A 25,882-nucleotide genomic window follows, 5' to 3' on the forward strand; every position below is an offset into this window, starting at 1 on the left:
TTTTCCTGGTTAAGCAAATGAGAAAGAGACACGGCTGGGCTGTCCACGAAGTGGCAGATTTTACCAAGCCAGCTTGAATGTGCAAGGGAAAAGGCGGAAAAACCGGGTGACTGGAGCCGTGCGCCGCAACCAGGCGACGGCGGGAGGGGAACAACTTCCCGGCTTGTTCTTTTGCCGGCGTCGTTGTATTTTGACGCTGAATAGTGACCGGTTCAGCCTACAATGATTCTTCGTCTATGGAGCAACAGCTTGAAATCCGAGAACAATCCTTCCACCTGCGCGATCTGCGGCCAAAAAAGCGACCACCCTCTGCCGCAGGACGGCCTGTGCCCCGCCTGCGAGGCCCTTGCCAGGGCGGTGCAGGAGCAACCGGAGACGGTGCGGCGGTTATGGCTGCGCTGTCGGAACGAACCGATCCTGCCTGCGGCAACGCCCCGCTCCATCGAAAGCGAGGCGGAACTGCCGGAGGTGCTCGACGGCAAGCGCTACCGGGCCATCGACCGCGACCGCAACAAGTGGTATCTGTCGGTGAGCGAGGTCAACGGCAAGCCGGTGGAGGTGTTTGCTTCAACCGCCTTTGACCGCGACCACGAACTGCAGTCGCGCATTTCCAATTTAACCACCATCACCCGCCTGATCTCGCTGATCCTTCGCCACATTTTCCTCGGCGAGACGCTCACCTTTGACAAATGCCTCAAGCAGATCCAGCGCAGTTCCCGGCAAAAAAACGACCTGCCCGACATGCTCTACGGGGTGCTGAGCCGCTACAACACCCCGGCGCAAACCACGGAAAAGCAACTGTAGACTTAAAGGCACTGTAGACCGACGCGGCGCGATTGCGCCCAACCCGACCGCGCAGGCCGCTCCGGCGACAACGCGTGCAATCAAGCCTATAACTTTTCCATGAATTTTTGGGTGTTGATAACGAAGCGCTCGTGCCGGCCCCGCCCGATCTCGCCCTTTTCATCAAAGGCCAGCAGCTCAAACACCAGCCGCCGGCGATCAACTTCCAGCAGGGTCGATTCACATGTCACCTTCATCCCCACCGGGGTGGCCTTGCTGTGGACGATGTCGACCTTGACGCCCACGGTGCCGTGCCCCTCGGGCAAATACGGCAGCACCGAATTGAGACAGGTTTTCTCCATCAGCGCCACCATTGCCGGCGTGGCGTAGACCTCAACCAAACCGCTGCCGTATTTGGCGGCAGTGTCTTCAAAGGCGACCACCAACTCTTCCCTGCCCTTGACTCCTGCGGGAATCTGGATCTCCATCTCGCGTCTCCTTGCAGGCTCACTATCGGCCCTTGGCTTTTTAATTTTCTGGCGCGCCTCAAGCGGCGCCACACCCAAAAAAACAAGCAAAACGTCTGTTAATCTGGGGTTGTAACAGCATCACCCCTGCCCGTCAAGCGGCAAGGAAACGCGACCGTCATGCCACTGCGTCGGGCCCGCAAATGCGACGCCGAACCTCAGGCAACCAGGTTCAGGCGACTAGGTCCAACTGCTGCATGGTTCCGACGCCGCCCTGTTCAAAGAGAAAAAGCCCGGTGGCGCGCACCTGTCCCTGCAATTCGTTGTTGCCGTCCTTGACGCTGAACGGGGTCTCGACCCGGCCAAGATAAATTGCGCCGACGCCTTTTGCCCCCAGCGCCAGCAACTGGTCTTCGCCGGCGGCAGTTTTGGTCCAGATCCGCAGTTGAGAATAGATGTCGTCGCCCTCGTCGATCCAGCCGTTGCCGTCGCCGTCATAGGCGGCCAGATCGGCAAATCCGTCGCCGCTCTGCGCGCCAAACAACTCGCTGCCGTCGTTCACCAAGCCGTCGTTGTTGGCGTCTAGGGCAATAAAACCGGATCCGGGCCCGACAAAGGCAATCTGATCCTCGCTGCCGTCGGCGTCGATGTCAAAGCTGAAGGTGTCCTGGGTCAGTTGGGCTGCGACTCCGTCAAAATTGATCACCAAGGGATCCTTGAGGCGCGCGTCGCCCATCAGCAGGCTTTCATCCAGAGTGCTGGTGAAGCTGCGGCTCATGTTCAACTCGACTCCGATTTGAATTTCCTGGCCGTCGGCGGTCCGCACCACCCCTTGGGCGGCGAACTGGGTGCTTTCGGATTCGTGATACACTTCGTGGCGTTCATAACGCAATCCCCAGCCGGCGTTGGTTGGGGTCGCTTGCGCCTGCATGGCGTCAGCCGAAGTTGTTGACGGCGCAGCAACCGCCGACTGTTGAGAGGCGGCAAGGTTGTACGTTTTGAATTTCCGGCCGGTGAGTTTTTCAAACAAGGCCTTGAGGATACGCATGTTCAGATCGGTCAGCAGGTCCCCGTCTTCTCCGAGGGCCGCGACTTCGGCTGATTCCGCAGATTCGACGACGCTCGCCGCCTTTTGCTGAGCCTCGGCGGACAAACTGACCTTGGCGGCCTCTTTGGCAAGTTTTTCCGCCTGCTTTTGCAGCGCGTCGTCCTGGCTGTTCTTCTTTTCGGCGCGGACCGATTCTCTCCCCTGACGCCAGACAACGAGCGACTCCCGGCGCTCGGAATATTCGACGGCGGTGTGAGAACTGGCAAGTTGGATGTTCGATTCGGCAATTTTCATGATGTCCCTTCCCTGGTTGTCATTATGGATTTGAAAACAAAGAGTTGCCGCCTTCATCCGTGAGCCGGCATTTCTCCCTTATCGTCTTGTCGGCCAAAGCCGAGGAAACCTTTAGGGCCAAGTAGAGGCATCTTGTGGAATACAAGATTCTATGCTACAGTGTGACCGGTTTTTTCAGAAAAGCAGGCGGCAATCCGGTCGACGGAAGAACAACAATATTTCGGCATTATTCACAATCCTCATAATTGCCTATCATCGATCTTCTCGCAACCCGCAAACAGTCACCCCAGATTCCCGTCACCGATTCCCCAGATAGAGTCTCATGGCAGCGAACAGCACCCCCATTGACCAGGAAGACGCCTCGGCGGCCGAAGCCGCCACCCTCAGTTCCCTCTATTCTTTTCTCGCGCTGACCATGCGCTACCCAGACCCCGCCTTCTGCAACGACCAATTCCTCGACGCCATGGATTCCCTGCTGGCGTCCCTTGAATGGCAGACGGAACTCGACGAATTTCGCGTCTGGCGCGGGGCAACCATCGACTACCTCGACGATCTGCGGACCGAATACACCCGGCTGTTCATCACCGCCGCGCTCCGGGCGACCATTCCGCCCTACGCCTCGGTCTACATGGACGGCGACGGCACCCTGTGCGGCCGAACCACCGAGCGCACCAGGGATTTTTACCGCGAACGTGGTTATGATCTCACGGATGAGACCGAGCCTGCCGATCACATTCGTTTCGAGCTTGATTTTTTGGCTGCATTGGCCGGTGAAGCCAGGCTTGACGATGAAGAACTTTTTCTGCGAACCCTTTTTCGGCCGTGGTTTGAACGGTTTCAGGAAAAATGTATGAAAGAAGCTCGACATCCTTTCTACAAGGCGTCGATACAGTTAATTGATTTTTTCACCAAGGAGGAACAGTAAATGGCAATGAACCTTACCAGGCGGAATTTCCTCAAAACCGCCTCGATTGCCGCTGCGTCCGTGCCGCTGTCCAAGGTGGCGGCTCAAGCAGAATCAGGAGTCGTCAAAACGCCCCTGGCTGCTCCGGGGACTTTTAAAAATACCCAGACAGCGGTCGGCGGCGTGTGCGAGATGTGTTTCTGGCGGTGTCAGCTGATTGGAAAAATCCGCGACGGTCGTTTGATCAAGCTGGAAGGCAATCCGAAATCAATCGACAACGGCGTCTCCATCTGCGCCCGCGGCAACGCCGGCGTCAAACTGCTCTACGATCCGGACCGGCTCAAATACCCGCTCAAAAACGTCGGCAAACGCGGCGCGCCCAAATGGCAGCGCATCTCCTGGGAGGAAGCGCTCGACACCTGCGGCAGCAAGCTGAAGGAAATTCAAGAAAAGCACGGCGCCAAGGGCATCGCCATGTTTCCCCACGGCTCCACCGCCACCTACCCGATGGGCTTTCTTGAAAACGTCGTGGGCACTCACAACGTCTCCGAGGCCTCGTTCTTCCAATGCCGCGGCATCCGCGACACCGCCTACATGGCCACCATCGGCCTGCCGCCCAATGAAGACGTGGACATGGCCAACGCCAAGGTCATCTTTTTCATCGGCAACCATCTGGGCGAGAACGTCCACGTGTCCCATCTCAAGCGCTATCTCAAGGGCTTGGAGAACGGCGCCAAACTGATCGTGGTCGATCCCCGCTACTCAGCCTCGGCGGCCAAGTCGGACATCTGGGTGCAAATCCGGCCCGGCACCGACACCGCCTTCATGCTCGCGATCATGAACTATCTGATCCAGAACAAGAAGTACAACGCCGAATTCATTGAAGCCCACGGCGAGGGTTTTGACAAGATGGCCGAGGGCATCAAGGAATGGACCCTCGAAAAAGCGGCCAAGGAATGCGACGTGCCCGCCGAGCAGATCAAGGAAGTGGCCGAACTGCTGGCCGCCAACATGCCCAATGTCGCCATTCACCCCGGCCGTCACGTGTCCTGGAACGGCAACGACTTCCAGCGCCAACGCGCCCTGGCCTGCCTCACCGGCGTGCTCGGCGCCTTCGGCGTCAAGGGCGGCTTTGTCCAACCCAAAGGGCCCAAGGGCCTGGGCAAGGTTGGCTGGCCAAAAGGTGAGAAACATGAGGAGAGCCTGCGGGAAATGGCGGATGTCCATCATTATTCGCCGCCCGGCACCCCCACCGATCTGATCCGCGACACCGCCATCACCGGCAAGCCGTATCCGATCAAGGGCTGCGTCATCTGGGGCCAGAACCCGATCCAGACCATCCCCAACCAGGAAAAAACCATCAAGATGCTCGAGCAGATGGACTTTGTCATGTGCGTTGACGTCATGCCCACCGACATCACCATGTACGCCGACATCCTCCTGCCCGACACCTCGTATCTTGAGCGGTACGACATGATCAAGAGCGGCACCCAGTGGGATTTTGCCGAGGAGCACAAGCAGTACATTGCCCCTCGCATGCCGCTGGTGGCCCCTGGTTTCGAGCGCAAGGAAAGCATCTGGATCACCAACGAAATCGCCAAACGCATGGGCTACGGCGACAAAATTCCGGTCCAGTCCCAGGAAGAGGCCATCAACAAGATGCTGGCCGGGGTTGAATTGTCGATCGACAAGATCAAGGCCGAGGACGGCATCCACATCCAGCCGGGCAAAGACCCCTATGGCGAGATGGAGATCACCGTGCTGTTCCACAACCCGGAGTTGGAAGAGAACGGCTATCCGCCGATCCCCACTTACATTCCGGTGGAACGGGCCCCTGAAGGATTCATGCGGCTGCTCTACGGTCGCTCGCCGGTCCACACCTTCAACCGCAGCCAGAACAACGCCTGGCTGATGGCGGAAAACGACAGCAACCCCGTCTGGGTCAACGACAAACTGGCGGCCAAGTTGGGACTCAAGGAAGGCGACACCGTCTCCCTGATCAACCAGGACGGGGTCAAATCGCGCACCACCACCACGGTCAAGGTCACCCCCGGCATCCGCCAAGATTCGGTGTACATGTACCATGGTTTTGGCTCGATGAATCCGGAACTGACCCTGGGCGTGGGCAAGGGCATCGACGACTGCAGCCTGATCACCAAGCTGGCGGTCGATCCGGAAACCGGCGCCCACGGCATGCGCAATAACTTTGTCAAACTCGTGAAAGTCAGCTGATCGTGGGCCGCAACATCCCGCAACCGTCAGACACGACCACCTTTGAAGGAGAGTTCCTATGCAATATGGCATGATTATCGATGTCGACAGGTGCGTGGGCTGCCATGCCTGCGTCATTGCCTGCAAGGCTGAGTGGGAGGTTCCCGCTCAGTACGACCGCAACTGGGTCCACCGCCTGGGGCCAAGCCTTACCGCAACCGGCATGGCCGCCACCTACTACCCAGGTCTCTGCAACCACTGCAAAAACCCGCCCTGCGTGCCGGTCTGCCCGGCTGATCCGGTCAGTATGACCTTCAAGGACGCCAAGAGCGGCAAGACCGTAACCATGGACGTAGGGGCCACCTGGAAGGATCCGTTCAACGGCACCGTTCAGGTCGACCGCGAGCGCTGCATCGGCTGCGGCGCCTGCCGCGACGCCTGCCCTTACAACGCCCGCTATGTCGACGAAAGCCTCAAAGACGACAACAGCCTGGGTAAGGTCGACAAGTGCACCTACTGCATGCCGCGCGTCGCCGAAGGCCTGGAGCCTGCCTGCGTCCAGACCTGTTTGGCCCGCGCCCGTATCTTTGGCGATCTTGACGATCCCAATTCAGCGGTGGCCAAATATGTGGCCAAAGGCGCGGTCGGCCTGACCTCCAAGGCGGTCCAGATCGGTCCCAACGGCATGTATTTCGGCAGCAAGAAGGGTGATATGGAACTGCTGATGCAGGTGGCCCCGCAGGAAATGCCCAAGGTTTCCCTGCGCCGCAGCCTGCTCACCAAGATGTCGCTCACCGCCAAAACCCAGATCAGGGAAATCGGTCTGCTGGGCTTGGCAGGCGGCCTGCTGGTCAAATCGCTGCAGGAAGGCGAGAAGTAAGTTTTCCTGTTCGTTGGGTTGTTTGTGCCCCTGTCGCTCCCCTGAGCGACAGGGGCTTTTTTGTGGATTTCTGAGGTCTGCGGCCCACACGCATCAGTTTATGACTTTTTCATACCATTCTGGTACAGTAGCCTTGCATCTCGTGGATACTCTCACAATCTGCTTCTGTTCCGGGCGGAACCGGTCGAAGAAAGGCTATGGAAAACGCATCCAACCCACACGACAGGCCCATTGAGGACAACAAACCAACGGCTGCCGTTGCGCCGTCCCCAAAGAAAACGCCTCTGAACTCCGACTGGCAGCAGTCCTCGCAGCCGGTTTTTGTGGTCGAGGATTCCTTTTACCGCTCGCGCACCCCGCCCCGGCCGGTGCATTGGTCGATTGCCTGGTCGGATTTGATGATGACCATGTTCATCCTCTTTCTCACCCTCTTTGCCCATCTGCGCACCCACCAGGAGATCCTGGCCCACGGCAAACCCAACAAGATCGCCGACGAGACCATGCCGGTGCAGGTCGACAACGCCGCCTCCTCGCTAATTTTCCACCCCATCTCCCAGGACGTCTCGGTCAAGATTTCGGACGCCGTGCAGGAAATCATGCCGGCAGCGCACGAACAGTCCGGGGCCGACGTGCTCATCCGCCACAACATGGCAGACGACAAACCACAGGCCGAACCGCAGGTTGAACCGCTGGCGCCCATTTCCGAGGTCGCGCGCGAACAGCAGCCTCCGCCGCCGCAGGCGGAAACAGCTCCGGCAACGCCGCCCGAACCCGCCGTTACGCCCCCCCAGGAAACAAAACAGGAAGAACTGATCACCAAGATCTACGACCTCTCCAAAGTCACCCTGGAAAAGGAGAAGCTAGAACGGTTCGCCTCGGTGGAACTAATCCCGGACAAAACCATGCGAATCATCCTCACCGGCGACCTACTGTTCGCCTCCGGGCAGGCGGAACTGACGCCCAGCGCCACGGACGCGCTTAAAAAAATAACCAGCATCATCCAGAAAACGCCGTACATGATCAACGTCATCGGCCACACCGACGACCGGCCGGTGAAAAACATGCGGTTTCCCTCCAACTGGGAATTGTCGCTGGCCCGGGCCGGACGGGTCGCCCGCTTCCTCATCGACGACACCCGGTTGCCGGCCACCCAGTTCAGCGTTTCCGGCTACAGCTCCTTTCGGCCGCTGCAGCCCAACACCAGCGAGGCCAACCGCAAGATCAACCGGCGGGTGGAAATCGTGCTGTCCAAGGAATTGCCGCAGGTGCAAGCGGCCACGCCTGCCACTCTTCAATAACGGATTTTCCAGCCATGAAACGACAGAACATCATTGGCCTCGCGCTCTGCGGCCTCATCTTTTTCGGCGGTTTTCTCATCAAGGGCAGCCTGAGCTTTTATTTCAACATCGCCAGCTTGATGATCGTGGCCGGCGGCAGCGCCACCGCCGCCCTGCTCAGCTTTCAGCTTGATCGGTTGAAAATCGTCCAACGCGTGGTCCGCTCTTCCTACCGGGGCCAGCTCAAATCCGAGGCCGAAATTGTCGACATCCTCATCGATCTGTCGATCAAGTCGCGGATGGAAGGCATTCTCTCCCTGCAAAAGGATGAAACCGAAACCTCGATTCTTTTCCTCCGTCGCGGCCTGGGCTGCCTGGTGGACAATTACGAGCCGCAGCAGATTCGCGACATCCTCAACACCGAGATGTATTTTTTCAAGATGCGACGCGAAGACAGCGAGCGCGTGCTGCGCACCATCGCCGACTTCTGCCCGGCGTTTGGCATCGTCGGTTCGGTGGCCGGCCTGATTCCCATGCTGGCCGGCATCGACGACACCGGCATCATCCTCAAAACCGTGCCGCTGGCTCTGACCTCGATTCTCTACGGGCTGATCTTCGCCAACTTCTTTTTCATCCCCTTTGCCGCCAACCTGCGCGAGCGCACCAACCAGGAACTGCTGCTGCAGAAAATCATCATGGAGGGGATTATCGCCATTGAGTGCGAACTCAACCCCACCGTGCTGCGCACCAAACTGCTCTCCTTCCTCACCCCCTCGGATCGCAAGGCCGATCTGACGCCCTTGTCCCTGATCCAGGAACGGTTTCATATCGTGGTCGACGATCAGATGGATCAAGACGACCACGGCAGTCGTCCGGGACCGGCCGTGTTGTAATTCCACCCTGCCGGCGCTGCCCATCGTTCCAAGCGGCCGCCAAGAAATCGGCGATTCGCCCTCGGGTTGCAGGGGCGCATGGCAAGGCTCCGTCAATGCCCGACGACAATCCGAGATCGCCAACCAGCCGCATTGCAACGGGAATGGTTCCTGAAATTCAAGGGTGCAAAAACCTGCCTTCCGTGTAATATACGGCCTGCCTGCGGCCGCCCACACGGCCCCAATCGACCAATCAACCTGTTATTTTCACTCATAAAAGAAAAGAAGAGGTTCTCCATGCGACACTCCGTCCTCCCTGCCTTGCTCTGTTGTTTTGCGCTCTCTGGCTGCGGCCCGACCACTGTCAACTCGCTGGTCAAAGAAGGGGCCACCCAGCTGCCGGCGCGCGAGGTGCTGGAGCTGGTCAAGGGCAACACCCTGGCGCTGCACGCCTTTAGCGAGGACGCCCAGCTCTATTTCGATCCTTCGGGCAAAATCTTCGCCCAGGGCGTTTCCACCGATAAAGACAAAGGCCGATGGGACGTCAGCGAGGGCGGCGAACTCTGCTTCCGCATGGAGAAATGGTGGTACGGCGACCTGCGCTGCTTCACGGTCTACCAAAGCGGCGACAAGGGTAAGGTGCGACTGGCCGGCGGCAGCGGCGTGCTCCAGTATTCGGCGGAACAGGCGGCAGGCGACAGCAAAGGGTTGTACAGCGACAGTGACCAGAAGAAGAAAAGCCAGCACCGCTCGATCCTCAAAGAGGAAGGCAGCCGGGAGGCGCCGCAAAAACCGCAGCTCACCGAAGAACGCCCAAGCGGCGAGGGCGCGGCCAAGGACAACGCCGCCACGGTCGAATTCATGGCCAAGGACTGTCCGGGCTGCAATCTGGCCGGGGTGGATCTTGGTCGGGCCGAGTTGATCGAGGCTAAACTGGGCGGGGCCGATCTGCACGGCGCCAACCTGAGCATGGCTAATCTCCGCCGGGCCGACTTGCAAAAAGCCAACCTGCGTGATGCGGTCCTGACCTATGCCAACCTGCCCGGCGCCGATTTGCGCGGGGCTGACCTGCGCGGCGCCGCGCTCAAAGGCGCCAACCTAATCAAGGCCGATCTCACCGGGGCCAAGCTCGACGGGGCCGACCTGACCGAGACGCTCAAAGAAGGGACCAAGGGGATCAAGTAGGGGGTTAGGTGGGAAGTCTGTGAGCCTGTAGGTTGATCGGGCTCCCGCCCGGTATTGATCGTTCCCATGCTCCAGCGTGGAACGTTTGGGGACGCTCCATCGTTTATGGTTGGCGGAACGAGAGCCCGTAGGTTGGGGTAAGGAACGAACCCCAACATTGTGTCATAGGAACGGAAAGATGTTATACGATGCCGGCGCGCGCGGGTTTAAAGCGGCTTCAATTTTTTCAACGTAAAATGTGACCCAGACGGCTGATTGGAGGCGATTGGGACGCGGATATCTGCGAAATCGATTCAAAGGGCTATGGCGAAAAATCAGGATGGTGTTGGGGTTCGTTCCTCACCCCAACCTACGAGCTCCAGCGTGGGGACGCATTGGGACGCTCCAGCGTCCATGGAATAAGTGTAAACATTGTTGACACACCTCAAAGAATAACATACATGTGTTTATACATTGTATATCTTTCCAAAGGAGCCGTTATATGCAGTTAACAGTGAAAAAATGGGGTAATTCCCTGGGAGTGAGAATCCCTAAAAGTATTGCTGAAACCGGGAAGTTAAGAGTCGATCAAGAGGTAAATATCGAAGCGGTTGGCGGTCAAATTATCATTACCCCGCTCGCTCAGGTCAAAGAATATTCCTTGAAAGAGTTGTTGAACGACTGCCCGTCCGAGTCTTTGGCTTTGGACGATGAAGATCGGGCTTGGTTAAACGCCGAACCGGTAGGCAAGGAAATTGAGTAATGAAACAATATATCCCGAAACGAGGTGATATTGTTTGGACGGACTTTGACCCGACTGCAGGCCATGAACAAAAAGGAAAACGTCCTGCCCTGGTGCTGTCTCCAGAGCCTTTTAACAAAAAAATGTTATTGGCTCTGGTCGCCCCGATCACCAGCCGGGTTCGCGGCCATGCTTTCGAGGTTTCTTTACAGGGCCAGAAAGTATCGGGCGTTGTGCTCTGTCAGCAGGTGAAGACCATTGATTTTGTTGAACGTGGGGTGTCCTTCGCCGAGAGAGCCACTGATGATGTGTTAAGCGATGTGCTTGCTAAGTTCAGGGCAATCATAAGTTAGCGAGCAATAACGCGAACCAGCATGATGAAGATACATTGGAAATATGTGACAGGCATAGCTATCGATTACCATCACACCCAACCACACTCCAACGTGATTCAAAATTCAAGATCTGACCCTAGCAACCTTCTGCGCGGCGGTCTTGGGGAGCAGGTGCGCCACCATTAAACCTTATCATTTCAGAATCCTCTGAATGAAAAAATTTTTCACTGCTCAATCGGCAGCAGCATTTCTCATTGCGGTTTTATCCATTCCATCCCTCAGCTTTGCTTGGTCCGGAAAAGTCGTTTCGGTTTCTGATGGCGACATGCTCAAGGTGTTGCACGACGGGAAAGAAGAAATAATCAGATTGTACGGAATCGACACGCCAGATAACGGACAATCTGCAGGGTTGAAAGCCAAAGAACTCACCAGCGTGCTGATAGCTGGGCGGAATATAGAGGTTGAATCAAAGGATGTTGACAAGTACGGCAGGACGGTTGGCTTAGTGCGTGTTGATGGCGCCGTTCTCAACGAAATGATAATCAGGAACGGATATGCCTGGGTTTACCACCAATATTGCGATGAAAAATTCTGTTCTGGCTGGGTCAAAACAGAAGGCGAGGCGAGAAGGCAGAAGAAAGGGATGTGGAGTGAGGATAATGTCGTGCCTCCTTGGGAGTGGCGAGAACAAGACATTGGTAAAACGTCAGAGGACAAGCCGCCTGAAATCATTACTGGTCCGAATGCAAAGGCGACTTCTGCTGTGGAATTGCAGCCCGCCGTATCGGAGGGAAACACTGCTGCCGTGGAATTGCCTCACGCCGCACCGGAAAGAAAAAGGACCTTTCATGACACTTCAAATAATGAGGCTTGGGAAGGAGGCTCCCGGTTCAAATGTGACGGAAGAACTCATTGCTCTCATATGACGTCATGCGAAGAAGCAACGTTTTTTTTGAATAATTGTCCTGGCACGAAAATGGACGGAAATAACGATGGGGTTCCCTGCGAGAAACAATGGTGCAGGTGAAAAAACGTTCGCAGAAGCTGGGAAGAATTTTGATCGTTCCCACGCTCCAGCGTGGGAACAGCCCCGGGACGCTCCAGCGTCCAAAATGAACGAAAAAATGCATGACCAGAAGCCGCTACGTCATCCACGAACCCGAGAAGCCTCATTTTCTGACCTGCACGGTTGTCGAGTGGCTTCCCGTTTTCACTCGCCCTGATGCTGTGCAGATCCTCCTTGATTGTTGGAGCTATCAACGTGCTCATAGCGGGTTGCAGCTCTTCGGGTACGTGATCCTGGAAAATCACCTGCACTTTGTGGCTCAGGCTCCGCGTTTGGATAAGTGTTTGATCAGCTTCAAGTCGTTCACTGCCGCTCGGATTATCGAATTACTGGAGCAGCATAAGGCGGATCAACTGCTAACCCGCCTGCGACTGACGAAGCCGGCACACAAGATCGACAGGAAATACCAGTTTTGGCAAGAAGGCTCCCATGCCGAGATGATTTTTAGCGAACCGGTGATGCAGGAAAAACTCGGCTATATCCATTTCAACCCGGTGAAACGGGGGTATGTTGACCAGCCTGAACATTGGCGCTACTCAAGCGCTCGGAATTACCTGGGACAATCGGGGCTTATTGAGATTGACCCTTGGTTTTAAACGAAACTGGACGCTGGAGCGTCCGGGGCAGGTTCCCACGCTGGAGCGTGGGAACGATCGAAATGGAAAGCCCGCAACACACCGCAACCTTCACGCAATCTAAACCGCTACAGACTCTCCACCTAAAAAACTAACCAACCTTTCCCTCTATGCCCACACCCTTCATCCATCTTCACGTCCACACACAATACTCCATGCTCGACGGGGCCATCCGCGTCTCCGACCTGATCCAGAACGCCAAGGATTTTGGCATGGACGCTGTGGCGATGACCGACCACGGCGCCATGTACGGGGCGCTGGAGTTTTACGAAAAGGCCAAGAAAGCGGGGATCAAGCCGCTGGTGGGCTGCGAGTTCTATATGGCGGAAAACGGCATGGAACTCCATGACCGCAGCGCCGGCCACAACTTCCATCTGGTGGCCCTGGCCATGAACGCCGCCGGCTACGCCAACCTGATGAAATTAGCATCCCTGGCGCAGACCAAGGGCTTTTATTACCGGCCGCGGATCGACCGGCAAACGCTCTACGCGCATCAGGAAGGGTTGATTGTGCTCACCGCCTGTCTCAAGGGCGAGATTCCCTGGCGTATCACCCACAACGACGCAAACGGCGCCCGCGCCCGCGCCCTGGAGCTGCAGAAGGTCTTTGGCGACCGGCTGTATCTGGAAATCCAGGAGAATGGCATCCCCGAGCAGACCGTGGCCAACCAGGGGTTGATGGCGCTGGCCGAGGAATTGGGCATCAAGCTGGTGGCCACCAACGACTGCCATTACCTCACCAAGCAGGAATCCTACGCCCACGAGGTGCTGCTCTGCATCCAAACCGGCAAGACCATCAACGACCCTAGCCGGTTCCGCTTCAACACCAACGAGCTGTATTTCAAATCCGGCGACGAGATGGCCGCCCATTTTGCTTACTGCCCGCAGGCCCTAGCCAACACCCTGGAGGTGGCGGAGCGCTGCGATCTGCAGTTGGAATTCAAGGACCACCATTTCCCGATTTTCCCGCTCAACGAGGGCGAGACCCTGGACGCGGTCTTTGGCGACGCCTGCTGGAAGGGCCTGAAGATGCGGCTGGACCACCTCCACGAAATGGAGCAGGTCAGCGCCGAAACCGAGGCCACCTACAAGGAACGGCTGACCTACGAGATCGGCGTCATCCAGAAGATGGGCTTTTCCGGCTATTTCCTGATTGTGGCCGATTTCATTAACTGGGCCAAGCAGCAGAAAATCCCGGTCGGGCCGGGGCGCGGCTCCGGCGCCGGCAGTCTGGCCGCCTTCTGCCTGTCGATCACCGACATTGACCCGATTCCCTACGGCCTGCTCTTTGAGCGGTTCCTCAACATCGAGCGGGTCTCCATGCCCGACTTTGACGTCGACTTCTGCAAGGAGCGGCGCGACGAGGTGCTTGAGTACGTGCGCCAGCGCTACGGCGGCGACGACCATGTGTCGCAGATCGTGGCCTACGGATCGATGAAGGCCCGGGCAGTGTTGCGCGACGTGGGCCGGGTGCTGGACATCCCCCTGCCGGTGGTCGACCGGATTGCCAAACTGGTGCCGGAAGAGCTGAAAATCACCCTCAAAAAGGCGATTGAAAAGGAGCCGCGCCTGCGCGAGGCAATGAAGGAGGACGAGGTCCGCGAGTTGCTGACCATCTCCCAGACCCTGGAGGGACTGGCCCGCCACAAGTCGACCCATGCGGCCGGGGTGGTCATCTCGCCCAAGCCGATGGTCGAGTATCTGCCGGTGTGCATCGGCCCCAACAAGGAGATTCTGACCCAGTACGACATGAAGTACACCGAGAAAACCGGACTGATCAAGTTCGACTTTCTCGGACTCAAGACCCTGACCGTGATCGACCGGGCCTTGAAACTGGTGGCCTTTGACCTGGGAACCGAGGTCGACCTGCGCAAGATTCCGATGAACGATCCCAAGACCTTTGCCCTGCTCTGCCGGGGCGACAGCCTGGGGGTGTTTCAGCTGGAAAGCGACGGCATGCGCGAACTGCTGATCAAGATGCAGCCCGAGCAGTTCTCCGACCTGATCGCCCTGGTGGCCCTCTACCGTCCGGGCCCGCTCGACTCCGGCATGGTCGACACCTTTGTCGAGACCAAGCACGGCCGCCAGCCCGCCGATTATCCGCTGCCGCAGATCAAGTCCGTGCTCCAGGAGACCTACGGGGTCATTGTCTACCAGGAGCAGGTCATGAAGATCTCCAACATCCTGGCCGGCTACAGCCTGGGCGACGCCGACATCCTGCGTCGGGCCATGGGCAAGAAGATCCCGGAGGTGATGGAGAAGGAGCGCGGCAAGTTCATGGCCGGGGCCAAGGTCAACAACGTGCCCGAGGACAAGGCCAAGTACATCTTCGACCTGATGGCCAAGTTCGCCGGCTACGGCTTCAACAAGTCGCACTCGGCGGCCTACGCCCTGGTGGCCTACCAGACCGCCTACCTCAAGGCCCATTATCCGGCCCAGTTCCTCGCCGCCCTGCTCTCCTGCGACGTGGAGAACACCGACAAGGTGGTCAAGTACATCAACGAGTGCCGCCAGGAAAAAATCGAGGTCCTGCCGCCGGACATCAACGAATCCTTCAACGATTTCACGGTTATCAACGACCGGATCCGCTTTGGCCTGGCGGCGGTGAAAAACGTCGGCGGGGCGGCGCTGGATTCGATTTTGGCGGAACGCGAAAAAAACGGCCCCTATCGTTCGCTCAGTGATTTCTGCGGCCGGGTCGACAGTTCCAAGGTCAACCGCAAGGTGATCGAGAGTTTGGTCAAGGCCGGGGCCTTTGACTCGATGCAGGGGCGAAGGGCCCAGTACATGGCCATCCTCGATCAGTGCATCGACCGGGCCAAGGCGGTGCAGCGCGACCGGCTCAGCGGCCAGATGAATCTGTTTTCCATTGGCCAGACCGCAGCCAAGCAGACCGCCGCAGTCGAAGTGGAACTGCCCGGTGAGATCGAGGAATGGCCGGAGTTGGAACGGCTGGCCTTTGAAAAGGAAACGGTCGGCTTTTTCCTCACCGGGCATCCGCTTGAGGGGGTGATGGACGACATGCGGCGGGCGGTCGACACCGACATTGCCGGGGCGGAGAAACTGCGCGACGGCCAGGTGGCGCGCATCGGCGGTTTGATTGCCGGCTACAAGGAGCACAAGTCCAAGAAAGGCGACCGCATGGCTTTTACCATTCTGGAAGACATGACCGCCAGCATCGAGGTGATTGTCTTTCCCTCAACCTTTGCCGAATGCTCGCACCTGTTGACCAGCGAGCGGCCGCTGGTGGTGGTGGGCACGGTGCAGCAGGGCGAGCGCGGCGCCAAGATTGTAGCTCAGGAGGTGAAAACCCTGAGCGAGGCCCTGGAACAGTACACCGAGCGGGCGGTGATCACCCTGCGGGCAACAACGACCTCGCGCCAGCACATGATGGAGTTGAAGGAACTGCTCTACCAGCACCACGGGGCCACGCCGGTGCTGCTGACGCTGCATTTCGACAACCGGGGCGAGGTCGACATCCAGGTGTTGAAGGACATGAGCATCCGCCCCTCGTCCGAACTCTTCCACAAAATCACCCGGCTCTGCGGCCCTCGTTCGCTGATGGTGCAGATGCGCAAACCCGAGGTTCAGCAACGCCGCAACGGCAACGGGTACGGCAACGGCCGCAACGGGCATTAAACAAGGCGCGACGGCATAAAAAAAGCGGCGCATCGAGGACGATGCGCCGCTTTTGGTGTTTCCGGGCCGGGCTGAACCGGCCGCCCGGCCTGCCCTGTTGTCAGCGTTCAGGCGTTTTCAAATATTTCGTACTTGGTGGGTTCTCCGAGCAGGTTGTCGATCTGCTCCTGCAACTCGATCCGCTCCTTGCACAGGGTCCATTCCCGCCAGTCGTCGATGGACTGCCAGGTGCTGATGACCATGCTGACGCCGGGCTCATCGAGCCGGGTAAAGGTTTCTCCTGAGATGTAGCCTTTCCTGCTCAGGGTCAAGGCCCTCAGTTTCTTCAGCAGTCCGTCCAACTCCCGAGCCTGCTTGTCCGCAACCTTTCTCTTGATCAGAATTTTAACAGCCATGTGCTCCTCCTCGTGTTGATGTAGCTTTAATGGGACGTACATGAACAACCAGACAGCGAACAGCGTGTTGCACCTTCATTATAAGCTCCCGGAAGACCGGAAGCAAAAAAATGTGCCGACAAAAAGAAAGATTGCGGCCCTCCCGCCGCCCAGAGCAGGCTGCGAGCAAAAAACAGCAGACAGAAGCAAAAGCTCGCCTCTGTTGCCGCCCAAAACCAATCTCAACCCTGACGAATGGGATTAATGACGATGTTCACCCGGCGATTCATGGCGTCGCTGGACGAAATCGGCTGCGATTCGCCGTAACCGATTGCTTCGATGCGTCGAGAATCAACACCTTGTTGCGCCAGGGCGTTTTTTACCGCGATGGCCCGTTGTTCGGACAATTGCTGGTTGTATTGATCGGACCCGCGTGAATCCGTATGGCCTTCAACCCGCAGTGTTGTCTGCGGATAATTGTTGAGCACGTTGGTGATGCGATTCAATTCGTTATAGGCGCCGGGTTTGAGTTGTGCGGAGCCGGAATCAAAGAACATATCGCTTTTGAAGGTCGCGGTCAGCACATCCTGCTCGCGTTTGATGCTGGCGTCGGTCGAATTGCGCAAGGCCTGCTCCTGGTTGTCCATGTAGGCCCCAATCTGGTTGCCGGCAATACCGCCCAGGGCTGCGCCAATACCGGCACCAATCAGCGTGCTGGTGGTGTTGTGCCCAATCGCCTGCCCCAAAATCGCACCCAGGCCGGCCCCGGCTCCCGCTCCCACGGCGGTTCCGGTCTGCTGATTGGTGGCGCAGGCTGTCAACAGGGTGGAGGACAGCACTATCATCGTAGAAAATTTTACCAGTTGATTCATAACAGCTCCTTCTTCTTCATTAATATTGAGCGAGACCTTGCCCTGGCAACCATCCGCCCGGCTCGGTCTTCCACAAAAGTAGGCACAGAACACGTTTCAAAGACATTCCAGGACCACCTCGATCATGCAGAGACCGCCAGCCCTCCTGCATAAAAGAAGAGCCCCGCTATTTTTGCACGAGACGTACAGTTATCGGGTCGCCAGGCGCACAGTCGATCATCGCGGCGGCGCTTGCCTGGTTTGCTGCAATTTCGAGATAGCCGGAGCTGTCGATAAGCACAAACAGCGACCCGGCTGGGGCCTCGTTGTAGGTTCGAACCAATGGGGCGACGCGCTGGTCGCCAATTTCGAGAAAGCCAAAGCTGGTGGGATCAAAACGACCGCCGCCGGCCCGGATGGAGGTGCGCACGTTGCCGAAATGGTCGATGCGCTGCACCTGCCCGTGAAGGCGGCCAGCGGTCGCGACCGTCGACGGCGCAATCGCCATTCGCAGGTCGGCAAGGGCCGCTGCCGGACCAAAATAATCGAGCCCCATCCCTTGAGCCAGGGCCGCCGCGACCGGGGCCATGACGTCCCGGCCGTGAAAGGTCGGGCTGACGGAGGGGGCGAAGAACTCAGCGCGCTCGACCCGATGGACGGCCGTCATCTTGTGATCAAGGATCAGCAGCGAGAGGACGCCGTTGTCCGGGCCAATGAAAAAATGACCGTCGCCGCTGGCCACAAGCACTGAGCGCTGACCGCCGACTCCCGGATCAACCACGATCAGGTGTATTGTGCCGGTGGGGAAAAAAGCGTAACTGGTGCGGATGGTGACGGCGGCGGTAACCACATCCCAGGCGGGGATGGCGTGGGTGAGGTCGATGATGGTTGCAGACGGGCAGCCGGTGAGCAAAGCGCCTTTGAGCTGGCCGGCGTAGGGATCGAGCAGGCCAAAGTCAGTGGTCAGAGTGAAGACGGCTGAGGCTGTACCCATAAAGGCAGGAGAGAGAGAGTCCGCAAGTTGCTGAAGAGGAAGCCGCGCGCTGGCTGGAAGCTCCGGGCCAACCGGATGTTTTCAACAGTGATCCGGGATCTTCCACGCCGCGAGGCCACAGTATTGTCTAAGTATTCTATCATAGGTTGGGCCGCAGTCAAGAACTATGCGGGGTCATTGAAGAAACCCCGCAAGCCCGCGTCAACCGGGGTTCAGGCAAAGCAGAGGCCGCAGTCGGGACAGGTCGCGTTGCTGGTGGCAAAGCGGCAGCCGCAGGCCGGGCACACCGTTTCCGCCGCCTGGACATCAAAGACCTCGCCGACGAACCGGGTGTCGTGGTCCGCAAGCCCGGTGCTGTGCCGATACTCCTCCGCCAGCGCGACCATGACCTCGCGCTGGTCGCTCGCCCGCACCTGGAGCAGCAGTTCGGCGCCCTTGCAGCCGCAGGCGCCGCCGCCCTCTTTGACGGCCAGGGAGGGGATGCCCCGCCGCAGGAGGTAGGCCTGCAACTCCTTGACCTGCATCACCGGCCCCTTGCGCGCGGTGAGCAGGGGTTCGTCGGGATCAATCACCAGGGATCGGGAACGCTGTTGCGCCTGTCGCTCCGCTTGCTGGGCCAACAGTTGCCGGCCGCTGATCAGGGCAAGGCCGCAGTCGGCGCAGGAATGAATGTCGGCGCGGTACTCGTCGTCGCACTGGGGACAATAGTTCAAATCGGGTTCAATGTCGTGGCGCATGGCAATCACAGGAGAATCAGAGAATATAGCGGCTGAGATCGACGTTCTCGGAGATGTCGCTCAACTGCCGGCGGACATAATCGGCGGTGACCGTGAAGGCCAGATCCTCGCGATCCGGGGCGTCAAAGGAGAGCTCGTCCAGAACCCGCTCGATCACAGTGTGCAGCCGGCGGGCGCCGATGTCCTCGGTTTTCTGATTGACCTGCACCGCGATCCGCGCCATTTCCCGAATCGCCTCGTCCTCAAACACCAGACGGATGTCCTCGGTGGCCAGCAGCGCCGTGTACTGCTTGATCAGGGCGTTGCGCGGCTCGGTGAGGATGCGGAAAAAATCGTCCTCGCCCAGGGCGTGGAGATTGACCCGAATGGGGAAACGGCCCTGGAGTTCGGGCGCCAGATCCGAGGGTTTGCACAGGTGGAAGGCGCCGCTGGCGATGAACAGAATGTGGTCGGTCTTGACCGGTCCGTACTTGGTGGTGACCGTAGTGCCCTCGACAATCGGCAGCAGATCGCGTTGCACGCCCTCGCGGGAGACGTCGGGCGATCCGGAGCTGCTGCCGCCGCGTGAGGCGATCTTGTCGATCTCGTCGAGGAAAATAATCCCCGACTGCTCAGTGCGACGGACGGCCTTTTCGGCGACGCTCTCGGTGTCCACCAACCGTTCGGCCTCTTCCCGCTTGAGGAATTCCAGGGCCTCAGGCACCTTCATCTTCTTGGGCTGTTTCTTCTTGGGGAAGAATTTGGAAAAGGCGTCTTGGAGCGAGTTCTGCATCTCCTCCATGCCCGAGGCGGAAAAGACCTCGACCGTGGGGGCGCCGCCGCCCACGGCAACCGACAGCTCCACCATCCGGTCGTCCAACTCGCCCCGGCGCAACATCTCGCGAAACCGCTCCCGAGTGGATTGGCCGCGCAAGTCTTCCTGCCTGCCGTCCGCGCCGCCCTTGTCGTCGTACCCCAGGGAGATGATGCCGGCGTTCGGGGCCGCAGGCATACCCGCGCTCTGGGCCGGGTTGCGCGGCAACAGCAGATCCAGCAGACGCTCCTCGGCCATGGCCGCCGCCTTTCCCTGCACCCCCTCCTCGGCCTCCTTGGTCACCATGTTGACCGCCAACTGGGTGAGATCGCGGATCATCGATTCGACGTCGCGGCCGACGTACCCCACCTCGGTAAACTTGGAGGCCTCGACCTTGAGAAAGGGGCTCTGGGCCAGATGCGCCAAACGGCGGGCAATCTCGGTCTTGCCCACCCCGGTCGGCCCGATCATGATGATGTTTTTGGGGGCGATCTCCTCGCGCAGGGGCGGTTCGACCTGCTGCCGCCGCCAGCGGTTGCGCAGGGCAATGGCCACCGAGCGTTTGGCGTCGGCCTGACCGATGATGTACCGGTCGAGTTCGGCAACAGTTTCTTTGGGGGTGAGCGAATTAATCCCTTTCATATCTTTTCAACAACGATGTTGGAGTTGGTGTAGACGCAGATCGAACCGGCAATCTCCAGGGCGGCGCGGGCAATGGCCTCGGCGTCGAGATCGGAGTGGGCGACCAGGGCCGTGGCTGCGGCCTGTGCGTAGGGGCCGCCGGAGCCGATGGCCAGGATGGCGTCGTCGGCCTCGATCACGTCGCCGGTGCCCGAGAGCAGCAGCGAATGGGTGGCGTTGACCGCAATCAGCATGGCCTCCAGCCGGCGCAGCATTTTGTCCATGCGCCAGTCCTTGGCCAGCTCGACCGCAGCGCGCAGCAGGTTGCCGTTGTACTGCTCCAGTTTCTGTTCCAACCGGTCATACAAGGTGAAGGCGTCGGCGGTGGAGCCGGCAAAACCGGTGATCACCTGATCATGATACAGTCGCCGAACCTTGCGCGCCTGGTGTTTAATGACGGTGGCGCCCAGGGTGACCTGACCGTCGCCGGCCACAACGACCTGGCCCTTGTGGCGGATGGCGACAATGGTGGTGGAACGAATTTTTGGTGTCTGCATAGGTGTCTTGGAATAAAGGTTCAACAGAAGAAAGATGGGGTTGACGTGTAACCACAAACCCAGACAGCGTCAATGCCCGGCCTGTTTTTCGGCAACCGCTCGATTCAGCGGTTGGATCGTTTCGCCTGGGGATGGGCCTGATCATACACCTTGGTGAGATGATCGATGTTGATGTGGGTGTACTTCTGGGTGGTTGACAGGCTGACGTGGCCAAGCAGCTCCTGCACCGTGCGCAGATCCGCGCCCATCTCCAGCAGATGGGTGGCAAAGGAATGACGCAGGGCGTGCGGAGTGACCGTCACCCCGATGCCGGCCCGCAGGCCGTACATCTGGACCGAGCGCTCGACGCTGCGGGCGCTCAGCCGGCCGCCTTGACCGTTGAGAAACAGGGCCTTGCGCTCGGGTTCATGCCCCCGCTGAACCCGGGCCAGACCCAGGGCCTCGCGCTCGGGCAGATAGCGCTCCAGCGCTTCCCGGGCGGCGCGGCCAAAAGGGATCAGCCGCTCTTTGTTACCCTTGCCGCGCACCCGAAGCATCTCGGCGGGGTAGTCGATATCCTCGTTGTTGCATCCCACCAGCTCGGAAACGCGCATGCCGGTGGAGTAGAGCAACTCCATCGCCGCCCGGTCGCGCCGCCAGTAGCGATCCTGGGCGACCGGGGCTTCCAGCAGGGCAAAGACCTCGTCCACGGTAAGAAAGGCCGGGATGTGATGGCCGAGTTTGGGACCGACCACCCCGGCGATGGGGTCTGCGGTCATCAGCCGGGCGCGCTGCAGAAACCGAAAAAAGGTGCGCAGGGAAGAGAGCTTGCGCGCCACCGAGGCGCTGGCGTTGGTGGCGTAGAGCGAGCCGACAAAGGTCTGCACCATGGCCCCGGTGACGGCGTCGGGCTCAGCCACAGGGCCGCACGAGCGGAGGAACTCGCGGACGTCGCGCTCGTAGCCGTCGGCGGTGTGGGGCGAATACCCCTTTTCCGCCAGCAGCCAGGTGACGAATCGCTCGATAAGGTTGGTCATTGCCAAAGAGATGTTGAAACCCACAGGGAGAATGTTTAGTATAGACGATTACCCTTGCTCGATTTATTCGGCAAATAAAATCGTTCTCAGTTCAGGCGGGTGGGGCCGCTTTATGGCTAAAAAGACCTTCGAAAATGCGCTGGCCAGGCTGGAGCAGATCACCGACGAGCTGGAAAACGGCGATCTCAGCCTGGACAAAAGTCTGGAAAAATTCAATGAGGGCATGACGCTGGTGCAGTTCTGCAGCGGCAAGCTCGACGAGGCCAAAAGCCAGGTCGAACTGCTGCTGAACAAGGACGGCAAACTGGCGAGCGTGCCCTTTGCAGAGGAAGACGGTGGAGATCACGACCTATCTGAATGACCAGCGGCAACGGGTCGAGGACCGTCTCGCCGCCCTCATGCTGGACCCTGTTGGCGACTTTGCCAAGCACATCGAAGCCATGCGCTACAGCCTCTTTGTCGGCGGCAAACGCATTCGCCCTATTCTTTGTCTGGCCGCGGCCGAGGCGGTGAACAGCGACGCGGCCGTCCGCCAACGCGCCCTGCCCGTGGCCTGCGCCCTGGAATGCATCCACACCTACTCGCTGATCCACGACGACCTGCCGGCCATGGACGACGACGACCTCCGCCGGGGCAAACCCACCAATCACACTGTGTTTGGGGAGGCGGCCGCCATCCTTGCCGGCGACGGGTTGCTCACCTTTGCCTTTGATTTGCTCAGCAGCCCGGTTTCCGCCGCCGTCGCCGACCCGGCCCGCATCCGCATCATCCAGACCGTCGCCCGTGCGGCCGGCCCCCTGGGCATGGTCGGCGGCCAGTCCCTGGACATGATCTACGAGGGGCAGCAGGTGGGCTATGAAACGCTGCGCAGCATCCACCGCAGCAAGACCGGCGCGCTGATCACCGCTTCAGTGACCTGCGGGGCGATTGTCGCCGGGGCCAGCGTTGAGCAGGAGGATGCGCTGAAGACCTACGGCGATCATATCGGCCTGGCCTTCCAGATCGTCGACGACCTGCTTGACGTCGAGGCCACCACCGAGCAACTGGGCAAGCCGGCGGGCAGCGACGTCAAATCCGACAAAGTCACCTACCCCTCGCTGTTTGGCAAGGACATCTCCCGAACCATGGCCAGAGAAGCGGTGCAGGAGGCCCTTGCCGCCCTTGCCGTCTTTGACCGCCAGGCCGACCCGCTCCGGGCCTTGGCTAATTTCATTGTCGACCGTAAGAAATAGTTATGCTCATTGTGGATTCCCCGACCGACCACCGCAGCGCCCTGCTGGACGCCATTGACTCCCCCCGCGACCTGCGCCGGCTCAGCCTGGCGCAAATGGAAGCCCTTGCCCAGGAGCTGCGGGACACCATCATCGCCACCGTGGCCGAAACCGGCGGACATCTGGCCCCCAGCCTGGGCGTGGTCGAGCTGACCATGGCCCTGCACTACGTGTTCGACACCCCCCGCGACCGTCTGGTCTGGGATGTGGGCCATCAGGCCTATGCCCACAAACTGCTCACCGGCCGGCGGGACCAGTTCGCCACCCTGCGCCAGCACAAGGGGTTGAGCGGGTTTCCTAAACGGGTGGAAAGCGAATACGACACGGTCGAGGCCGGCCACAGTTCCACCTCGATCTCCTACGGGCTGGGCATGACTGCAGCCAAGGCCATCCAGAACGACGACGCCAAGGTGATCGCCATTATCGGCGACGGCTCGATGACCGCCGGCATGGCCTTTGAAGGCCTCAACCACGCCGGCGACCTGGGCCGCAATCTGGTGGTCATTCTCAACGACAACGAGATGTCGATCTCCAAAAACGTCGGCGCCCTGTCGAGCTTCCTCAGTCGCAAGATGACCGGCAGGACCATCCGCCGCCTGCGCGACCACATCGAGGAGCGGTTGCTGGCCCTGTCCTCGGTGGGCGAAAACATCCTCTCGGTGCTGCGCAAAAGCGAAGAGAGCCTGAAGGGCTTCTTCACCCCCGGCATGCTGTTCGAGGCCTTGAAATTCAAGTACATCGGTCCGATCCCCGGCCATGAACTGGAAGACCTGATCGCCACCCTGGAAAACGTCCGCGACCACAACCACGGCCCGGTGCTGGTGCATGTGATCACCACCAAGGGCAAGGGCTACAAACCAGCCGAGACCCACCCCGGCGACTACCACGGCATCGGTCCCTTTGACGTTGCCACCGGCGCCCCGAAGAAGAACAAAACCGCCGCTGTTTCCTACACCAAGGTGTTTGGCGACACCCTGTGTCGCCTGGCCCGACAGGACAAGCGGGTGGCGGCCATCACCGCCGCCATGGCCGGAGGCACTGGCCTGCTGCCCTTTGCCGGCGAGTTTCCCGAGCGTTTTTTTGACGTCGGCATTGCCGAGCAGCACGCGGTCACCTTTGCCGCCGGCCTGGCCCTGGAAGGCATGCGGCCTTTTTTTGCGGTCTATTCGTCGTTCATGCAGCGCGCCCTGGATCAATTGATCCACGACGTCTGCCTGCCCAATCTGCCGGTGACCATTGCCCTGGACCGCAGCGGCGTGGTCGGCGCCGACGGCCCCACCCATCACGGCGTCTTTGATCTTTCTTTTCTCCATTTCATCCCCAACCTGACGGTGATGGCGCCCAAGGACGAAAACGAGCTGCAGCAGATGCTCTACACCAGCCTTCAGCACAACGGACCGGTGGTGCTCCGCTACCCCCGAGGCAGCGGCGAAGGCGTCGCCCTTGATTCTTCGTTCCAGAACCTGGAAATCGGCAAAGGGGAAGTGCTGCGGGAAGGCAAGGACCTGCTCCTCCTGCCGGTGGGCAACCGGGTGTATCCGGCCCTGGCAGCGGCGGCTCGGCTGGAGGAACAAGGCGTCAGCGCGACGGTGATCAATCCCCGGTTCCTTAAACCGTTGGACACGGAACTGATCGCCGCCTGGGCCGCGCAAACCGGCCGGGTGATCACCATCGAGGACAACAGCGTCCTGGGCGGATTCGGCAGCGGCGTCCTGCACCTGCTCAACCAACGCGGCCTGCATGTGCCGATCACCCTTCTCGGTTATGACGACGCCTTTGTCGAGCACGGCCCGCAACCCACCCTGTGGCGCAGTGCGGGCATCGACGCCGACGGCATTGTCCTCGCCGCCACCGAACTCATGCGCCGGTAGCCACGCGCCCCCCACCCCCGCGGACTCGCGCCTACCCCGCCATGGACACCATCAGCCCGGAAAAACGCAGTTGGACCATGGCGCAGGTCAAAGGACGGGACACCAAGCCGGAGTTGATCGTGCGCGGCCTGCTCCACCGCCTGGGCCTTCGCTTCCGGGTGCAACGCAAAGATTTGCCCGGCAAACCGGACATCGTTCTCCCCAAACACAAAACCGTTATTTTTGTCCACGGCTGTTTCTGGCATCGTCATCCCGGCTGCAAACGGGCCTCCACCCCTGCCGACAATGCGGGGTATTGGCAGGCTAAATTCGCCCGCACCGTTGCCCGCGACGCGGCTCACCAGATCGCGTTGGAACAACTCGGCTGGCGGGTGCTGGTTGTCTGGGAATGCGAATTGCGCGACATGGAAACTCTGGCCCAACGTTTGGTCGACGCCTTTCACGCGCTTCACCGGCCCGCGCCGCCCGCCGCCTGACGTCG

Annotated in this window: 25 protein-coding genes; 16 read left to right on the forward strand and 9 right to left on the reverse strand. The window is 59.5% G+C overall.

The genetic code is table 11. From position 1 onward, the window contains the following. The first annotated feature begins 249 nt into the window (after positions 1–249). On the forward strand, positions 250–804 hold the full coding sequence (locus RCH93_RS05860; RefSeq protein ID WP_306547394.1) for a hypothetical protein: 555 nt from the start codon (positions 250–252) through the stop codon (positions 802–804). Positions 805–890: 86 nt separating this feature from the next. Here RCH93_RS05860 and RCH93_RS05865 read toward each other — a convergent pair whose 3' ends face one another. After that, positions 891–1,271, reverse strand: a complete 381-nt coding sequence (locus tag RCH93_RS05865) for a thioesterase family protein (RefSeq protein WP_306547395.1) — start codon at positions 1,269–1,271, stop codon at positions 891–893. Positions 1,272–1,482: 211 nt separating this feature from the next. After that, positions 1,483–2,592, reverse strand: a complete 1,110-nt coding sequence (locus RCH93_RS05870) for a hypothetical protein (RefSeq protein WP_306547396.1) — start codon at positions 2,590–2,592, stop codon at positions 1,483–1,485. A gap of 322 nt (positions 2,593–2,914) precedes the next feature. Between RCH93_RS05870 and RCH93_RS05875 the strand changes: the two genes are divergently transcribed. The 11 genes from RCH93_RS05875 to dnaE all read left to right on the forward strand — a co-directional run bounded on the left by RCH93_RS05875 (position 2,915) and on the right by dnaE (position 16,316). Continuing rightward, positions 2,915–3,517 carry a molecular chaperone gene (locus tag RCH93_RS05875; protein ID WP_306547397.1) on the forward strand — a complete coding sequence of 201 codons (603 nt, stop codon included), beginning with the start codon at positions 2,915–2,917 and terminating at the stop codon, positions 3,515–3,517. Continuing rightward, positions 3,518–5,728 carry a molybdopterin-dependent oxidoreductase gene (locus tag RCH93_RS05880; protein ID WP_306547398.1) on the forward strand — a complete coding sequence of 737 codons (2,211 nt, stop codon included), beginning with the start codon at positions 3,518–3,520 and terminating at the stop codon, positions 5,726–5,728. It begins immediately after the preceding gene. A gap of 58 nt (positions 5,729–5,786) precedes the next feature. Further along, a complete protein-coding gene (locus tag RCH93_RS05885) occupies positions 5,787–6,587 on the forward strand; it encodes a 4Fe-4S dicluster domain-containing protein (protein ID WP_306547399.1) in 801 nt (266 codons plus the stop codon). Positions 6,588–6,784: 197 nt separating this feature from the next. Further along, complete coding sequence (locus RCH93_RS05890; protein WP_306547400.1) at positions 6,785–7,885, forward strand: OmpA family protein; 1,101 nt, start codon at positions 6,785–6,787, stop codon at positions 7,883–7,885. Between the two features lie 14 nt (positions 7,886–7,899). Further along, on the forward strand, positions 7,900–8,757 hold the full coding sequence (locus RCH93_RS05895; protein WP_306547401.1) for a motility protein A: 858 nt from the start codon (positions 7,900–7,902) through the stop codon (positions 8,755–8,757). Positions 8,758–9,033: 276 nt separating this feature from the next. Beyond that, a complete protein-coding gene (locus RCH93_RS05900) occupies positions 9,034–9,921 on the forward strand; it encodes a pentapeptide repeat-containing protein (RefSeq protein WP_306547402.1) in 888 nt (295 codons plus the stop codon). A gap of 481 nt (positions 9,922–10,402) precedes the next feature. Continuing rightward, on the forward strand, positions 10,403–10,663 hold the full coding sequence (locus RCH93_RS05905) for an AbrB/MazE/SpoVT family DNA-binding domain-containing protein (RefSeq protein ID WP_306547403.1): 261 nt from the start codon (positions 10,403–10,405) through the stop codon (positions 10,661–10,663). Beyond that, positions 10,663–10,995 carry a type II toxin-antitoxin system PemK/MazF family toxin gene (locus RCH93_RS05910; protein WP_306547404.1) on the forward strand — a complete coding sequence of 111 codons (333 nt, stop codon included), beginning with the start codon at positions 10,663–10,665 and terminating at the stop codon, positions 10,993–10,995. The genes RCH93_RS05905 and RCH93_RS05910 overlap by 1 nt, the downstream gene beginning before the upstream one ends. A 193-nt stretch (positions 10,996–11,188) precedes the next feature. Beyond that, positions 11,189–12,004 (forward strand): thermonuclease family protein, encoded by an 816-nt coding sequence (locus RCH93_RS05915; RefSeq protein ID WP_306547405.1) that lies wholly within the window; start codon positions 11,189–11,191, stop codon positions 12,002–12,004. Between the two features lie 101 nt (positions 12,005–12,105). Further along, complete coding sequence (locus RCH93_RS05920) at positions 12,106–12,639, forward strand: transposase (RefSeq protein WP_306547406.1); 534 nt, start codon at positions 12,106–12,108, stop codon at positions 12,637–12,639. A 149-nt stretch (positions 12,640–12,788) separates the two neighbouring features. After that, positions 12,789–16,316 carry a DNA polymerase III subunit alpha gene (gene dnaE / locus RCH93_RS05925; RefSeq protein WP_306547407.1) on the forward strand — a complete coding sequence of 1,176 codons (3,528 nt, stop codon included), beginning with the start codon at positions 12,789–12,791 and terminating at the stop codon, positions 16,314–16,316. Positions 16,317–16,423: 107 nt separating this feature from the next. Here the strand turns inward: dnaE and RCH93_RS05930 are convergent, their stop codons facing one another. The 7 genes from RCH93_RS05930 to RCH93_RS05960 all read right to left on the reverse strand — a co-directional run bounded on the left by RCH93_RS05930 (position 16,424) and on the right by RCH93_RS05960 (position 22,259). After that, positions 16,424–16,711, reverse strand: coding sequence for an antibiotic biosynthesis monooxygenase (locus RCH93_RS05930; protein WP_306547408.1), 288 nt, complete (start codon positions 16,709–16,711; stop codon positions 16,424–16,426). 221 nt (positions 16,712–16,932) lie between these two features. Continuing rightward, complete coding sequence (locus tag RCH93_RS05935; RefSeq protein WP_306547409.1) at positions 16,933–17,562, reverse strand: OmpA family protein; 630 nt, start codon at positions 17,560–17,562, stop codon at positions 16,933–16,935. Positions 17,563–17,728: 166 nt separating this feature from the next. Beyond that, entirely contained in the window at positions 17,729–18,535 is an 807-nt protein-coding gene (locus RCH93_RS05940) for an S-adenosyl-l-methionine hydroxide adenosyltransferase family protein (RefSeq protein ID WP_306547410.1), read from the reverse strand. A 212-nt stretch (positions 18,536–18,747) separates the two neighbouring features. After that, positions 18,748–19,272 carry a hypothetical protein gene (locus tag RCH93_RS05945; RefSeq protein WP_306547411.1) on the reverse strand — a complete coding sequence of 175 codons (525 nt, stop codon included), beginning with the start codon at positions 19,270–19,272 and terminating at the stop codon, positions 18,748–18,750. 16 nt (positions 19,273–19,288) lie between these two features. Next, entirely contained in the window at positions 19,289–20,707 is a 1,419-nt protein-coding gene (gene hslU / locus RCH93_RS05950) for an ATP-dependent protease ATPase subunit HslU (RefSeq protein ID WP_306547412.1), read from the reverse strand. Continuing rightward, on the reverse strand, positions 20,704–21,243 hold the full coding sequence (gene hslV, locus RCH93_RS05955; protein WP_306547413.1) for an ATP-dependent protease subunit HslV: 540 nt from the start codon (positions 21,241–21,243) through the stop codon (positions 20,704–20,706). The genes hslU and hslV overlap by 4 nt, the downstream gene beginning before the upstream one ends. A 104-nt stretch (positions 21,244–21,347) precedes the next feature. Next, complete coding sequence (locus RCH93_RS05960) at positions 21,348–22,259, reverse strand: tyrosine recombinase XerC (protein WP_306547414.1); 912 nt, start codon at positions 22,257–22,259, stop codon at positions 21,348–21,350. A gap of 112 nt (positions 22,260–22,371) precedes the next feature. Between RCH93_RS05960 and xseB the strand changes: the two genes are divergently transcribed. Genes xseB through RCH93_RS05980 form a run of 4 tightly spaced genes read left to right on the forward strand, consistent with a single transcriptional unit; the run spans position 22,372 to position 25,877 of the window. After that, positions 22,372–22,620 carry an exodeoxyribonuclease VII small subunit gene (xseB, locus tag RCH93_RS05965; protein ID WP_306547415.1) on the forward strand — a complete coding sequence of 83 codons (249 nt, stop codon included), beginning with the start codon at positions 22,372–22,374 and terminating at the stop codon, positions 22,618–22,620. After that, positions 22,595–23,491: a polyprenyl synthetase family protein gene (locus RCH93_RS05970; protein ID WP_306547416.1), complete on the forward strand. Its 897-nt coding sequence runs from the start codon at positions 22,595–22,597 to the stop codon at positions 23,489–23,491. The genes xseB and RCH93_RS05970 overlap by 26 nt, the downstream gene beginning before the upstream one ends. Positions 23,492–23,493: 2 nt before the next feature. Beyond that, positions 23,494–25,401, forward strand: a complete 1,908-nt coding sequence (dxs, locus tag RCH93_RS05975; protein WP_306547417.1) for a 1-deoxy-D-xylulose-5-phosphate synthase — start codon at positions 23,494–23,496, stop codon at positions 25,399–25,401. Between the two features lie 41 nt (positions 25,402–25,442). Continuing rightward, positions 25,443–25,877 carry a very short patch repair endonuclease gene (locus RCH93_RS05980; RefSeq protein ID WP_306547418.1) on the forward strand — a complete coding sequence of 145 codons (435 nt, stop codon included), beginning with the start codon at positions 25,443–25,445 and terminating at the stop codon, positions 25,875–25,877. The last annotated feature ends 5 nt before the right edge of the window (positions 25,878–25,882 follow it).

Source organism: Desulfobulbus sp. (assembly GCF_030824455.1).
GTDB lineage: Bacteria > Desulfobacterota > Desulfobulbia > Desulfobulbales > Desulfobulbaceae > Desulfobulbus.